This is a genomic window from Paenibacillus sp. MZ04-78.2, from assembly GCF_024213375.1.
Taxonomy (GTDB): domain Bacteria; phylum Bacillota; class Bacilli; order Paenibacillales; family NBRC-103111; genus Paenibacillus_G.
The window spans coordinates 1-14,750 of the sequence record NZ_JANAVJ010000014.1 but is presented as its reverse complement, the minus strand read 5'-3'; the positions used below and the strand labels follow the sequence as shown (position 1 = coordinate 14,750).

The window sequence follows — 14,750 nt, the reverse complement described above, 5'->3', positions numbered from 1 at the left end:
ATGTTTGAGTGGATATGGCTGCTGTACGTCGTCATTAGCGGTACGATCCTCGGCATCCGGTACGGAAAGGACAGGCGCGAATGGTGGATTCGTTTCAGCCTTGCGGCGAGCTTGCCGATCATCGGCTTTTGGGTGCCGGCGTTATGGGCGAAGCGATCGGGCGCATCGGATGACGCGACCGGATCGTTTGCTGAGCTGAATCTCATTGTGCAAGAGGATACGAGCCTGACTGGCAGCGTGCTTCGCAGGCTGGAAATGGAGAAGGAAATGAATGTGGTGCCGCTGGAGGAAGCGCTGCTCATCAACGATCTGACGACCAGACGGAAGGTGGTCATCGATTTGCTGAAGCAGGATTCCTTGCAGTACCTTGAGGTGCTGCGGATGGCGGTCAGCAACGAAGATACGGAAACATCCCATTATGCTGTCAGCGCGATTGTGGAAGTCAAACGAAAGCTGATGCTGACGATGCAGGAGCTTTCGGTCAAATACGAGGAAAACAAGAACGATCCGTATCTGCTGCGCTCCTATGCCGATGTCCTCCGGGGATTTATGCGCAGCGGTTTTCTTGATGAACGAACCTTGACGATGCATATTCGCACGTACATATCGGTATTGGATCGTTTAATCAAGCTTGAGCCCGCATCCGCAGGCGCCTACGTCGAGAAGCTCAATGCCGAACTGGAGCTGAACGATTATCCCGCAGCGGAGCACACGGCCCGACAATATCTCGAACAATTCCCACTCCATGAAGAGGCATATCTGGCATTGATGAAGGTCTATTTTTCCGTAGGTTCCTCCGAACAATTGAAGAGGACGCTTGAAGCGTTGAAGCAATCCTCGATCCGCTTGTCGAATCAAGGAATCACCATGGTGAGATTTTGGTCGGAAGGAGCGTAAAATGAGTCCCAAGTTCAGACTGCACCGCAATGTGTATATCATTATCCTGAGTGTGTTGCTCATGGCTGCCGTTATCCAGATCGCCCGTTCCCAGTACGTTCTGCAATTCAGCCATAATGAGGTTCTGGCGGAAAGCGCGAAACGCGCGGCTGCCGCTGCCTCCGAGAATACGTTGACCAAGACTTCCGTACGGCCCTATTGCCTCGTCTTCGACAGTACGGAAGAGTACAGCGTGAAGGTAAAAAACAACGCCGAACGTACGTTGAAGTATATGAAAAAGCCGGTTCAATCGTTCGATGTGCGAAGCGGGGAGACGTTCCGGCCGGATAACTGCGCTGCGGTCGTCCTCTCTATCGAACAGCTCAAGCTGGTGGGTGATCCGGATGTGCTGGCCCGCTATGTAGAGCAAGGGGGATATGCTTTTTTTGCCGTACGCCCCGAATTGGACGATACCTTGTACCGCTTATACCGCAAGATGGGCATTTTGGCCATAGGGGAGTTTAAGGATTCCGACGGCATTCAACTGACCTCCAATGTTTTAATAGGAGAAGCGGGACTGACCCTCGACGATTTCTTCATTACGAATCCGACGCTGACCGTCGAGCTTGATGAAAAGAGCCGGGTGTTGGCCAAAACCGCCGAAGGCGTGCCGCTGCTGTGGGACTTCGCCTACGGACAGGGGAAATTTATGACGTTTAATGGAGCGATGCTCCAGGAGAAAATCAACCGGGGCATGCTGGCCGGCGCCATCAGTTTATTGGAGCCGGATTTCATCTATCCGGTGTTCAACTCGAAAATTATGTACATCGACGATTTTCCGGCGCCGATTTCGCAGAGAAAGGATACCGAAATCTATGCCGAAATCTATCGCGATTACCGCCGGGACATCCCTACCTTTTACAAGCAAATTTGGTGGCCGGACATGCTGAAAGCGGCGAAACAGAACGATATCAAATATACGGCGGTGCTGATCGAGTCGTATCACGATCAGATTGATCCGCCGTTCGAATATCCGATCGACGCCGATTCCAACGGTCTGATCTCCTACGGGCGCGAAGTGATTAAAAGCGGAGGCGAAATCGGCTTGCACGGCTACAATCATCAATCGCTGACGCTCAGCCAGGAATTCAACTACAAGCCGTGGAAAAGCATCGGCCATATGGCCGATTCCATTGCCGAAGCGGTCCGGTTTATGGGCGCAGCGTTTCCGAAATATAAGATGCTGTCTTATGTGCCGCCCTCCAACGTGCTTAGCCCGGAAGGACGGGAAGCGTTGAAGCAGGGCTGGCCTTCCATCGCCGTCATATCGTCTCTTTACGGTGAAGATGCGTCCGGTATCGCCTATGTTCAGGAATTTGAAATGGCTCAGGACGGGATCTTGGAGATGCCGCGGGTCACTTCGGGTTATTTCAATCAGCCGTTCGAGCGCTGGGCGGAAGCCAACACGATAACGGCGCTCGGTATTTTTTCGCACTTTATTCACCCGGATGATTTGTTGGACCCGGAGCGCAAACGCAACCATTCCTGGGAAGAGATGTATGAACAGTACAGCAGTATACTTGCGAGGGTGAAGCGGACGCATCCGTGGCTCCGTTCGATGACCTCCACGGAGGCGGCGGTCGATATGAAGCAAGTGCTGGCAAGCGATGTCGCCTGGAGCCGGGAAGGAAACCGGCTGCGGGGCCAGATTGCGCCTTTCCAGGGCAAAGCCTACTTCGTGCTCCGGACGGACAAGAAAATAGGCAAGCTGACGGGCTGCGCGGTGAGAAAAATCGACGACGGAACCTACTTGGTTACCGCTGGAAAAGCAAACTTTGAGATCGAATTGGGTGAGTAAACATGCGTATCTGCATCATTGCCGAAGGCTCATATCCTTACATTACCGGAGGAGTTTCCAGCTGGATTCATTCCTTGACCACAGACCTGCCCGAATTTGAGTTTGTGATCCTTGCGATCGGGGCGGAGGAGAAGCAGCGCGGTCAATTCAAATACAAGCTGCCGCCCAACGTGGTGGAAGTGAAAGAGATTTTCCTGGATGATTACTTGCGGGAAGCGGGGGAGTGGGGGCACCGCTACCGGTTGACCGACCCGCAGAAAGAGGCGCTGTATTCACTGCTTGGCGGCAAGAAAGACTTGGAGTGGGGCGGACTGTTCGACCTGCTCCGCAGCAAAAAATTGCGTAATGCCGCCGATTTTTTGATGAGCAAAGATTTCTTCGATATTTTGGTAAACCTGTGCCGGGAAAAATATGCGCAAATTCCGTTCACGGAAATGTTCTGGACCGTACGTTCCATGATTCTTCCGCTCTTTTTGTCCATCCGTCATGACATCCCGAAAGCAGACTTGTATCACAGCGTGGCGACCGGCTACGCAGGCGTCATCGGATCGCTGGCCAAGCATCTGTACGGGAAGCCGTATGTACTGACCGAGCACGGCATTTATTCCCGCGAACGGGAAGAAGAAATCATTAAGGCCGATTGGGTGAAGGGCTATTTCAAAGATTTGTGGATTGAATATTTTTACCGGCTCTCCCGTTGTCCCTACGATTATGCGGATCAGGTCATTACGTTGTTCAACCGGAACCGGGAGATTCAGATGGAGCTCGGCTGCAAGCCGGACAAGATCAGCATTGTTCCCAACGGGGTGAAAGTTCACGACTATGCCGGCATCGTTCAGAACCCGGACGTCGACGAATCGAAAATCCGTCTGGGAGCTATCGTACGCGTGGTGCCGATAAAAGACATTAAGACCATGCTTCAAAGCTTTGCCCTGGTGAAGCGGGAGGTGCCGGAAGCCGAGCTGTATATTATGGGGCCCGCAGAAGAGGACCAGGAGTACTACGAGGAATGCTTGCTGCTTGTCGAATCGCTGCAGATCAAGGACGTGACGTTTACCGGCGAAGTGCGAATTAAAGACTACTTGGGCCGGATGGATATCGTGCTCCTGTCGAGCATAAGCGAAGGAATGCCTCTGGCTGTGCTCGAATCGATGGCCTGCGCCAAGCCGTGTGTGACGACGGACGTCGGCAGCTGCCGCGAATTGCTGCACGGGCTGGATGACGGCATCGGTCCTGCGGGCGCGGTGGTGCCGGTCATGCATTACGACCACATGGCGTCTGCCATTATTAAGCTGTGCAATAGCCGCAAGCTGCGGGAAGATATGGGCCGAAACGGGTTGGAGCGGGTGCGCAGACATTATACGCACGAAGTCTTTATTCAACGCTACCGGCAGCTTTATTCATCCTACAAGGAGGAACGGACATGGCCGGTATCGGGTTCGAACTAAAAAAACTGTTCCGCCAAGCAGGCTTGCTGCACAGCGTCAAGGCGTATGCCTATTCGTCCTTGACCACCATCGGGCCGATGATTTTGTGCCTCTTCATGCTCCTCTTCATGCAGCAGTTCATGTCGTGGTATGGCGTGTCCTTTTTGGAACGGGAGCTGTTTCAGGCGACGATCGTCTATGGTTTTATCTTTTCTACGCTGCTTACGGGCGGCTTGTCGATGATCTTGACCCGGTTTATTGCCGACAAGATGTATATGAAGCAGTACGAATATTTGCTTTCTTCTTATTATGGAGCTATGGCCGTCTCCTTGCCGGTCGGCATGGTTTGCGCCTGGCTGTTTTTGCGGGGCGTACCGGCCGGGTTCGGGTATAAAGCGGCGGCGTACCTCTTTTTTGCCGAACTCATCATCCTTTCCTTTCAAGGGGTTCTGTTAAGCGCGGTTAAAGATTTCAAACGGATTGTCCGCAACTACTGCTTCGGCATCGGTGTCGCGTTGGCAGGGGCCTGGCTGGTGTTAAAGTATACTCCGTTTCAGGATGCGACGGCAGCCCTGACGATGCTGGCCGCCGGTTTTTTAGTTATCGTGCTGCTTACGGGGCGGCATCTCGAACAAACGCTGCCGGCAAAGGAGAGCCGCTTGTATTTTGATTTCCTTTCTTACTTGCGCAAATATCCCGCATTGTTCTTTATCGGTACGTTGTTCTACTCCGGCGTCTATATTCACAGCTTTGTGTATTGGTTCGGTCCGGCAGGCGGACGGGTCGCGGAGCAATTTGCCGTCTCTACTTTCTTCGACCCGCCGGTATTTTATGCTTACTTGACCGTGACGCCGACGCTGATCACCTTCGTCGTGTCTGTAGAAACGGCCTTCTATGAGAAGTTCCGTGATTACTACAGCAACATTTTGAACGAAGGGACCCTTCTGGACATTGCTCGCGCCAAGGAGGAGATGCAGCGTACCCTGACCCGGGAAATCAGCTTTATGATGGAAGTGCAGCTGCTTTTTACCGTCCTTTCGCTTGCTCTCGGTCTGAAGCTGCTTCCTGCAATCGGCTTTTCGATGGAGCAGCTCGACGCGTATGTCATGCTCGTGCTCGGGTACTTTTTATTTATTATCGCCTTCATTATCATGCTTATCTTGTTATACTTTGATGATCGGAAGGGTGTGCTTGTGATCAGCAGCCTGTTTGTTTTTCTTAATGTTAACCTGACCTACTGGACGATGGCCGCCAACTACCACGGCATCGGCTTGTTCGTTGCCGCATTCCTGACGCTGGCCGCCGCGCTGTGGCGCTTGGTGCATTACGTCGGTAACATTGAATATTACACCTTTTGCGCCCAGCCTCTTGCCACTCCGCGAAAAGCTCCGTTCTGGCGCCGCCGTCCGGGGAAAATGGCAGCCTCGTCTTTGCTCCTGCTGGGGGTGGGCCTCTTGCTTGGCGCGTGTTCGAATGAAGCTCCCGCGAGTCCGGTCCCGGCCGAGCAGGTTCCCGTCGCCGAATCCGCCGTACCCGGTTCGCCGCTTACGGCCAAAGGATTGGCCGAGGACAAACGTCTCTATGAACGGGATAACGATACTTCCGTCGCCGCTTTGTACATGACCGTATTGCCGGATAAGAACGAACGGGAGCTGTCCTGGTATTCCCTTAACCGGATCAGAAACTGGATGGAGGAAGGCGATCTGAAGGTCATCTTGCAGGAAGGCGCCGCCGACGGCAGCGGTCCCCAATCCGGCCTGTTTGGCTACGGCGTGACGGAAACGAACGCAAAAGTAAGCTTGCGCGGCAATACGACACGGTATTCGCCGCAGCGGTCATACAAAATCCGTCTCAATAATCAGGCGGGACTGTGGCGCGACCAACGAACGATCGATCTGAACAAGCATTATTACGATTCGGCTCGTATCCGCAACAAGCTGAGCTTCGACATTTTTGAGACGCTTCCGCATATGGCAAGCCTTCGAACGCAGTTTGTTCATCTGTATGTCAAGGATTTGTCCGGAGGGGGCAACGCGAATGCGCCTTACGAGGATTACGGGCTGTTCACCCAAATCGAGCACCCGAACGAAATGTTCTTGAAGAACCACTGGCTCGATCCGAACGGGCAATTGTACAAGGCGGTCATGTTTGAATTTTTCCGCTATCCCGAGACGCTGCGGTCGCAGTCCGATCCGAAGTACGACAAGCAGGCTTTCGAAAAGCAGCTCGAAATCAAGGGCCGCGAGGATCATGACAAGCTGCTGATGATGCTGAACGATGTCAACAACATGGCGATTCCGATCAACGAGGTCATGGAGAAGCATTTTGATCTGGACAACTATTTGACCTGGCTGGCCAGCAACATTCTGATGGATAACATGGACACGGACGCGCAAAACTTTTTGCTGTATTCGCCTTTGAACTCCGACAAATGGTATTTCATTCCTTGGGATTACGACGGTGGCTGGGAGCTGCAACGGGGCTTGCGGAGCATTAGCGATTATCAGAACGGGATCAGCAACTATTGGGGCAGCGTTCTTCACAACCGCTTCTTCCGCAGCGAGGAGAATGTCCAGAAGTTGAAGAAAAAAATCGACGAGCTGTATCAGTCGATCAATAAAGAATCGGTAACGAAGCGTGTGGATGCGTACAGGGGCACCGTCGAGCCCTTCTTGAAGAGCGATCCGGATATTCGGTTCTTGCCCGTCAAGGCCGATCAACTGGACCAGGAATTTGACAGAATCGCTGAGGTTCCGGCGCATTCACTGCAGCGGTTCAACGAGGATTTGGAGAAGCCGAAGCCGTTCTATCTCGGGGATCTGCAACGCGAAAACGGAAAAACGGTGTTCGTCTGGGATCAGTCCTTCGATCTGCAGGGAGACGATCTGGTCTATGACTGGACGCTAGCCAAAGATCCGTTGTTTACCCAAATCGTAGCGCAGCAAAAAAATATGAAGGAAACTACGGTGAAGCTTGACGCTTTACAACCGGGGGAGTACTACTGGAAAGTGATTGTCCGGGATCAAAAAGGGAATCAGCAAATTGCCTTCGATATTTACCGCGATACGCGCAATTTGCCTTACTACGGGATGCGACAAATAAAGGTGGAATAAAGCATGCAATTTTTCGGGCGAAAGCTGCGGCACGAGCTCAAATATTACATCCATTCTCATGACTACGCCGCGCTTCGGCAGCGGCTGTCGGCCACCCTGACGTTGGACGGAAATTCCGGCAGTCCCGACGGGTACGGTATCCGCAGCTTATATTTCGACGGACCGCATAATCATGCGCTGTATGACAAGTCTCACGGCATTTTTAGCCGGGAGAAATACCGCATCCGGATTTATAACGGCAGCGACCGGACGATCAAGCTGGAGCGGAAAAGCAAGTATGGCGATTATGTGTGCAAGGAAGCGGCCCGGTTGAGCAGAGACGATTACGAACGGATTCTGGACGGCGATGTTGCGGGCTTGCAGGAGTCGAAGGTGCCGCTGGTGCAGGATTTTTACCGCGCGATCGCCCATCGCGGCTTTCGCCCGGCCGTCATTGTGGATTATACGAGGGAAGCCTATGTTTACGATCCGGGGGACGTGCGAATCACGTTTGACAAGAGGCTGGCTGCCGCGATCAATACGTACGACCTGTTTTCCGGGCATATGGTCATGAAGGAAGCGCTGGAGCCGGCCAGGACCATTATGGAAATTAAATACAACGCTTTTTTGCCGGATTTCATCCGGGCGCTGGTTCAGCCGCAAACGCATCAGCGGTCGGCCATATCCAAATATCTCATCTGCCGGGAAGTCGGGATTCGCAGCGAGAAGCCATAATTCATTTACGAAAAAGGGGACACATCAATGGGAGAAGCAGTTCGTTTTCAGGATTTATTCAAGAAAAGCATGCTTCATTTGGAGACGTTCCGTACGGTCTCTTATGTCGACCTGCTGCTCGGATTAGCCATGGCGTTCGGCATCGGGCTGTTTATTTTTTACATTTACCAGAAGACGTTTCGCGGCGTAGTGTACAGCTATAACTACAATGTCACGTTCGTGCTGATGACGATGATCACGGCAACGATCATTATGACCATCAGCACCAATATCGTATTGTCGCTCGGGATGGTCGGGGCGCTCAGCATTGTCCGCTTTCGGACGGCGGTGAAGGACCCGCTGGATATCGTATACATGTTTTGGGCGATCTCGGCAGGCATCGCAATCGGGGCCAAGCAATATCCGATTGCCCTGCTCGGTTCGGCGGCTGTCGGCTTCGCGCTGGTATGGCTGTCCAGAAAGAAAATCAGAGAGCAGCCTTACCTGCTCATTATCCGGCATACGGATGCCGCTGCCGCCGAATTGCGGAAGCAGTTGAATAAAATCAATCACAGGTTGAAGTCCAAGACGGTGCGCAAAGATTTTGTCGAGCTTACGTTGGAAATGCGCCTCCGGGATGACAATACGGCGTTCATGAACGATATTACCGAGATCGAAGGCGTGCTGGACGCGTCCCTGATCAACTATACCGGCGATTACGCGCAATAACGCTGTCTATGGGGTAGCGATCTGGATCGTCTTCGTCCCGCTCTCCCAATAGACCGTTGCGCCGAGCGCTTCCCCGACGAAGCGAAGCGGTACCATCATCACTTCATCGCGCAGCGTGGGCGGCTGTTCCAACACAAGCTTCTTGCCGTTGACTGACACCTCCGTGCTGCCAAGCTTCAACCGAACCGACTGTTTTCCTTTCGTCGCTTCGACCGACCGGTCTTCCTCATGCCAAACGACGTTCGCTTTCAGCGCTTCAAATATCGCGCGGAGAGGCACCAGACTGGTTCCATTCACGACCTCCGGGCGCTGCGGGAAAAATCGCTCCTTGCCGTCAATGACGACGCGGGGAGCGTTTGTTTGTTCGCGGATGCCAATCAGACCGATGGAAGGGGAAGCACAGATCGAATCCCCGGACGGCGCGACCCGGCAGACGCTCTTCTCTCCTGTTCCATCCAGCTGAAGCACGTAGCGTTCCTTTCCTGCTGAGTCCAAAGAATACCAATTGCGGTCTTGGTCTTGAAAATAAATGTTCCGGTTGCCGTCGGATTGCAAGGTTTCCGCCGCAACTTGTTTTTCGTTAGGGAGCTTGTAGTTCCATGACGCTCCGGCTGTACCTGTCTTGGTGACGGCTCCGCCTTCCGCGTTCACGGCGGCCGGACGCTGCAGCGGCACATCTGTCCGTTTGGAGGAGGCGTCCGGCGGGACGATGCGTTCACCGGAGGGCAGCACGGACCGCAGCTGTCCTTCCGACCTGTAATAAGCGGTGCTGTCGTTAGAAAAAGCCAATCCTTCCGGTCCGGCTTCCATCAGACGCCAAGCGACGGTGAACCGTTCTGCCCCTTTCAGAGCCAGTGTCAAGGAGCGGCCCGTTCCTGTCTCGATGGAACGAAGCTGCAGCACGTCGGTGACTTGCCGGGCTTCGGGTTCGTTAGATTCGGAAAATGCAGGAGCGGGGAGGGAAGCGGTCGTCATCATGATCATGATGAAACAAAAGGAGAGGAACCGAAACATTCGCATGCAAGTAGTCACCCTTCTGATGATGTATAGTTTCGCTACGGCAGCTCGGAAGCCGATTGCAGAACAAGTATACCATAGCCGCCGTTCGTTTTGAAAAAGGCATTGACAAATCAAAATTAAAAATGTCATAATGATACTATAAAATCGAAAATATAGAAATACTCGCAGCGCGCCGCACAGCTGTACCGTTTTACCGGCGATCTGCCGAAGCTGTCGTTGTACAGCTCATTTTTTTTACATTTCAATATAGTCGTTTTGAAAGTATTGTAAACGGAGAACGACACCGGGAGGATGAGATTCATGAACAGATGGTATACGATGGTTGGGCTGCTTGCCTGCATGCTGCTGGTCGCTTATTTCACATCGTCGACGCCGCTGGAGATTGCAGCAACGACAAGCGGACTGCTCAGCGTATGGCTGACGGCGCGGCAAAACGTTTGGTGCTTTCCCGTCGGGCTGGTGAACGTGGCGTGCTTTTTCGTCACGTTCTACGATGCGAAGCTGTACGCGGATATGACGCTGCAAGTCGTATTTTTCGTCTTGAGCATTCAAGGCTGGATCGTCTGGCTGACCAAGCGCGGTCAGGCGAAGGTACGGCCAACGCGGCGGATGACGCCGCAGTTCGGCTTGGGGCTGGCGTTGCTGCTCGTCGTCGTGACGGCAGGCTGGGGCTATGCGCTTGCCCGTTTCACAGACGCGTCGATTCCTTATGTGGACGCGTTCATTGCGACGCTGAGCATTTTCGCGCAGCTGCTGCTGTCGAACAAGGTGCTGGAAAACTGGTACTTCTGGATTGCGGTCGATGTGCTGTCGATCGGGATGTATGCGTATAAAGAGCTGTATACTTTGTCGTTGTTGTACGTTATTTTCCTCGGGATCGCGACAAGCGGGCTGATCCAGTGGCGCAGCGAATACCGGGCGGCGCAGCGGGCGGGCCGCATGGGGGTGAGCTTATGAGCAACACTCAATTTACAGCAGGGCTGACGCTCGGCAAATTCGCGCCCCTGCACCGGGGGCACCAATATATGATCGAAACGGCTCTGACGGAGATGGATCACGTCATCGTCGTCATCTACGATTGTCCCGAAACGACGGACATTCCGCTGACGGTGCGGGCGGGCTGGATTCGCGCCCTGTATCCCGCGGTCGAGGTGATCGCGGCTTGGGACGGGCCGACGGAAACGGGGTATACGCCGGAGATTAAGAAGGCGCAGGAGGATTACATTCTCGGCCTGCTCGGCGGGCGAAGTGTGACGCACTTTTATTCGAGCGAGCCGTACGGCGAGCATATGAGCACAGCGCTGAACGCCGTGAACCGGCAGGTCGACCCGAAGCGGGAGACGTTTCCGGTATCGGGAACGGCGGTACGGCATACCCGCTGGCGAACCGGGCGCTCGTCGATCCGCTGGTTTACCGGGACCTGGTGACGACCGTCGCTTTCCTCGGCGCGCCCTCGACCGGCAAAACGACCGTTGCCGAAGCGTTGGCCCGCGAGTTCGGAACGGTCTGGATGCCGGAGTACGGGCGCGAATACTGGGAGCAGCATCAGACGGACCGCCGGCTGACGCCGGACCAACTGGTGGAAATTGCCGAGGGGCATCTGGCCAAGGAGGAAAAGCTGCTGCCGGAGGCGAACGGTTACTTGTTCGTCGATACGAATGCGATTACGACGTTCATGTTCGCGCACGATTACCACGGGATGGCGCTGCCGCGCCTTCGGGATTTGGCGGCGCAGGCGGCTTCGCGCTACGATCTCGTCTTCCTGTGCGGCGACGAAATTCCGTACGACGATACATGGGACCGTTCGGGCGACGTGCATCGCCGCGTGTTCCAGAAGCGGATTGCGGCCGACCTGGCGGTGCGGCGGGTGCCTTACATTCCGCTGCACGGCAGCCTGGAGGAACGGATCGCGCGGGTGAAGCGGGTGCTTGGCCGCTACCGCAAGTATGCGAGCATAGGCGCACGGTGGGGGGAAATCTAGAGTGGAAGAGGAGGCCTGTAGGATGAACGATGGAAGAAAAAGCTTGGCGGACCGCATCAAAGGCGGGCTGTACGGCGTCGCCGTTGGCGATGCGCTCGGCGGGACGACCGAATTCATGAGCGCCAAGGAGATTCAGCGCAAGTACGGCTATTTGACCGACATCATCGGCGGCGGGGTATGGGACCTCGAACCGGGGGAGGTCACGGACGACACGATGATGACGCTTTGCGTGGCAGAGGGCATCCTTGACTGCCCGGACGACCCAATGGCGAGTATCGGGGAACGCTTCCTGACGTGGTACCGTTCCGATCCGAAGGATATCGGCAATATCATCCGCCGGGCGTTCGTGCGATATGACGGCCATTGGTTCGAAGCGGCTTTTCTGGCCGATCAGGACTTGGGCCTCAGCGCGGGCAACGGCTCGCTGATGCGCTGCCTGCCGGTGGCGCTCGCCTATGCCGACCCGGATCGGGTCGATCGCATGTCGCGGATGCAGTCGAAGATGACGCACTACGACGAGCGCTGCAACGAAGCGTGCGGCTTGTACAACCGCATCACGCTGCGGCTGCTGAACGGCGAAGCGCTGCGCCCGGCGATGGCGGCGGAAACGCAGGGCACGCCGTACGCTTCCGCGCTGGCCGAAGCGCCGGACTGCGAGCCGACCGGCTTCGTCGTCGATACGCTGCGTTGGGCGCTCTACTGCCTGCAACAGGGCGACGGCTTCGCGGACGTCGTGCAGCGCGCCGCGAATCTCGGCGGCGATAGCGATACGATCGGCGCTATCGCCGGCGGGCTGGCTGGCGTGTATTACGGCTACGACGGCATCCCGGCTGCCTATGCGGATGGCATCTTGATCAAGGACCGGCTGGATGCCGTGGCGGAGCGGCTGACGACGCTGCGGGAGGAAGCGGCCCGTTGAAGGCGCGCACAACCCGGGGAGGGGAGCCGGGGGCTACAGCTTTTTCAGCACTTTGAAGATGTGCAGCTCGTTGACGGCTTGCACGACTTCGGCGGTGCTGGACATTTTGAATTTTTTCAGGATGCTGCCGAGCTGCTTCTTGATTGTCTCGTATTCCACGCTGCGCTAGTCCGCAATCTGCTTCCGGGACTTTCCTTCGCACAGCAGCCACATCCCCGTATGGTAGCCGTCCAAGTCCCCGGCTTTCTCAACGATATACCGGCCGTTGTGAAGCCGATGGTTACCGTATTCGAACCCGTAAGCCATATTCGGGAGCTTCGGGTGAATCGCCAACTGGGGCTGCTGCATTGTCCGTACGGTTTCCTCCTTGAGGATGCGTGCGTCTCCAAGCTGTCCGCCGTTCAGATGAGCCAGCATGAACCGGCCCATATCCGCTCCCGTCGAAAGCATGCAACCGCCGGGATAATCGGTAGGGACTGTAGCATACGCAGGTATCTTCCTCCCGATGGTATCATAGGGCACAGCCAGATTCGCCTGCATGTCGGGCGTCAAGCGGAAGTGACTGTTTTTCATGCCTAACGGTGCAAAAATATGCTCCTGCACATAAGTCGAAAAGGGCTTACCGGACATTCGCTCAACAACATAGCCTTGAATGGTGAAACCCAAATTGTCATACCGATAGCTCTTCCCCGGTTTTCGGATCACCGTTGGATGGCCGATGTCATCTTGGTACGAAGCACTCGAAATTTATTCATATTCGTTATCTCCTGTCTCTTCTAATGATTCCCCCCGCCCACTTGCTGTAAGTAACGGAATGACTTCCCAAGCATACCGGATGAAACTTAATCCGGATTCTATGAAACCTTAATATAATCTGAGAGAAACCTTAATGTAATCTGAAATCTGTTTTTTGCCCAAAAAATGGTTGAATAGGATAAAAAAGGTTTCCTAGGGGCTGCAGCTGCGGTACGTCCATCAGATAGGAACTTTTCTATGTAAAGGGATAGGAATAATGCTAGTTTTGCGATATAATCTGCATGAGGAATCTTGATTGTGAATGTTGATGTACGGTATACTTTTCTCGCCAAAACAAAACAAGTAAGGAGAATAAGGATGGATAAAGTACTTATTTTCGGACATAAGAACCCAGACACCGATACGATCTGCTCCGCCATTGCGTATGCGCATTTGAAAACTCAGCTGGGCCAAAATGTCGAGCCTGTCCGCTTGGGCAGCGTAAACGGGGAGACTCAATACGCGCTTGACTACTTCAAAGCGGAAGCGCCTCGCCTCGTCGAGACGGTAGCGAACGAAGCGAAAAACGTCATTCTGGTCGACCACAACGAGCGCCAGCAAAGCGCGTCCGACATCGATCAGGTTCGCGTGCTGGAGGTTATCGACCACCACCGCATCGCCAATTTCGAAACGAGCGGTCCGCTCTACTACCGCGCCGAGCCGGTCGGCTGCACGGCGACGATTCTGAAGAAGCTGTACAAAGAAAACGGGGTCGCCATTCCGAAAGAAATCGCCGGTCTCATGCTGTCCGCGATCATTTCCGACTCGCTCCTGTTCAAGTCGCCTACCTGCACGGATGAAGACGTAGCCGCCGCCCGCGAGCTGGCTGAAATCGCCGGTGTGAACGCCGAAGCCTACGGTCTGGATATGCTCAAAGCCGGCGCCGATCTGAGCGACAAAACGATCGCTCAACTGATTTCGCTCGACGCCAAAGAGTTCCAAATGGGCAGCTCCAAGGTGGAAATCGCCCAAGTGAACGCCGTCGACACGAACGACGTGCTGTCGCGCCAAGCGGAGCTGGAAGCGGCTCTCTCCGGTATCATCGCGGAGAAGAACCTGGACCTGTTCCTCCTCGTCGTGACGGACATCTTGAACAACGATTCGATCGGCTTGGCCCTCGGCCGTGCCGCGCATGCCGTAGAGCAAGCGTACAACGTGAAGCTGGACGACAACAAAGCCGTGCTCAAAGGCGTCGTCTCCCGCAAATCGCAAATCGTACCGGTGCTCACCGACGTGTTCAACAAGCTGTAATCCAGGGATGAAACCCACATTTCGCAGGTGAAACTGCGCGAAAATCAAATTTATTGAAGGGAAATCACCAACTTCCAGAGAATGTAAG

Annotated in this window: 12 protein-coding genes and 1 pseudogene; 10 read left to right on the top strand and 3 right to left on the bottom strand. The window is 54.6% G+C overall.

Annotated elements, in window-relative coordinates; translation table 11 throughout:
• The 6 genes from NLX71_RS12605 to NLX71_RS12580 are packed head-to-tail and all read left to right on the top strand — an operon-like array spanning position 1 to position 8,696.
• A complete protein-coding gene (locus NLX71_RS12605) occupies positions 1–897 on the top strand; it encodes a tetratricopeptide repeat protein (protein ID WP_254363996.1) in 897 nt (298 codons plus the stop codon).
• Position 898: 1 nt separating this feature from the next.
• Positions 899–2,734 carry a DUF2194 domain-containing protein gene (locus NLX71_RS12600; RefSeq protein WP_254363995.1) on the top strand — a complete coding sequence of 612 codons (1,836 nt, stop codon included), beginning with the start codon at positions 899–901 and terminating at the stop codon, positions 2,732–2,734.
• Positions 2,735–2,736: 2 nt separating this feature from the next.
• Positions 2,737–4,182: a GT4 family glycosyltransferase PelF gene (gene pelF, locus NLX71_RS12595; protein ID WP_254363994.1), complete on the top strand. Its 1,446-nt coding sequence runs from the start codon at positions 2,737–2,739 to the stop codon at positions 4,180–4,182.
• The gene (gene pelG / locus NLX71_RS12590; RefSeq protein ID WP_254363993.1) at positions 4,158–7,274 is read left to right on the top strand and encodes an exopolysaccharide Pel transporter PelG; all 3,117 of its coding nucleotides are present in this window, start codon (positions 4,158–4,160) and stop codon (positions 7,272–7,274) included. The genes pelF and pelG overlap by 25 nt, the downstream gene beginning before the upstream one ends.
• A 3-nt stretch (positions 7,275–7,277) precedes the next feature.
• A complete protein-coding gene (locus NLX71_RS12585) occupies positions 7,278–7,988 on the top strand; it encodes a polyphosphate polymerase domain-containing protein (RefSeq protein WP_254363992.1) in 711 nt (236 codons plus the stop codon).
• Positions 7,989–8,015: 27 nt separating this feature from the next.
• Positions 8,016–8,696, top strand: coding sequence for a DUF4956 domain-containing protein (locus tag NLX71_RS12580; RefSeq protein ID WP_254363991.1), 681 nt, complete (start codon positions 8,016–8,018; stop codon positions 8,694–8,696).
• Positions 8,697–8,702: 6 nt separating this feature from the next.
• Here the strand turns inward: NLX71_RS12580 and NLX71_RS12575 are convergent, their stop codons facing one another.
• Entirely contained in the window at positions 8,703–9,716 is a 1,014-nt protein-coding gene (locus tag NLX71_RS12575) for a copper amine oxidase N-terminal domain-containing protein (RefSeq protein WP_254363990.1), read from the bottom strand.
• Between the two features lie 300 nt (positions 9,717–10,016).
• Here NLX71_RS12575 and pnuC point away from each other — a divergent pair, with 300 nt between their 5' ends.
• From pnuC to NLX71_RS12560, 3 genes and pseudogenes are all read left to right on the top strand, one after another.
• Complete coding sequence (pnuC, locus tag NLX71_RS12570; protein WP_254363989.1) at positions 10,017–10,673, top strand: nicotinamide riboside transporter PnuC; 657 nt, start codon at positions 10,017–10,019, stop codon at positions 10,671–10,673.
• A pseudogene (locus NLX71_RS27050) lies at positions 10,670–11,697 on the top strand (AAA family ATPase). Before pnuC ends, NLX71_RS27050 begins: the two are co-directional and overlap by 4 nt.
• Positions 11,698–11,719: 22 nt before the next feature.
• Positions 11,720–12,616, top strand: a complete 897-nt coding sequence (locus NLX71_RS12560; protein ID WP_254363988.1) for an ADP-ribosylglycohydrolase family protein — start codon at positions 11,720–11,722, stop codon at positions 12,614–12,616.
• 33 nt (positions 12,617–12,649) lie between these two features.
• On the opposite strand, the gene NLX71_RS26570 is transcribed toward NLX71_RS12560, so the two are convergent.
• Positions 12,650–12,775, bottom strand: coding sequence for a hypothetical protein (locus NLX71_RS26570; protein ID WP_302058212.1), 126 nt, complete (start codon positions 12,773–12,775; stop codon positions 12,650–12,652).
• Positions 12,776–12,781: 6 nt separating this feature from the next.
• Positions 12,782–13,321 carry a serine hydrolase domain-containing protein gene (locus tag NLX71_RS12555; RefSeq protein WP_254363987.1) on the bottom strand — a complete coding sequence of 180 codons (540 nt, stop codon included), beginning with the start codon at positions 13,319–13,321 and terminating at the stop codon, positions 12,782–12,784.
• A 408-nt stretch (positions 13,322–13,729) separates the two neighbouring features.
• On the opposite strand from NLX71_RS12555, the gene NLX71_RS12550 reads away from it, so the two are divergent.
• The gene (locus NLX71_RS12550; protein WP_254363986.1) at positions 13,730–14,662 is read left to right on the top strand and encodes a manganese-dependent inorganic pyrophosphatase; all 933 of its coding nucleotides are present in this window, start codon (positions 13,730–13,732) and stop codon (positions 14,660–14,662) included.
• Positions 14,663–14,750: the final 88 nt, after the last annotated feature.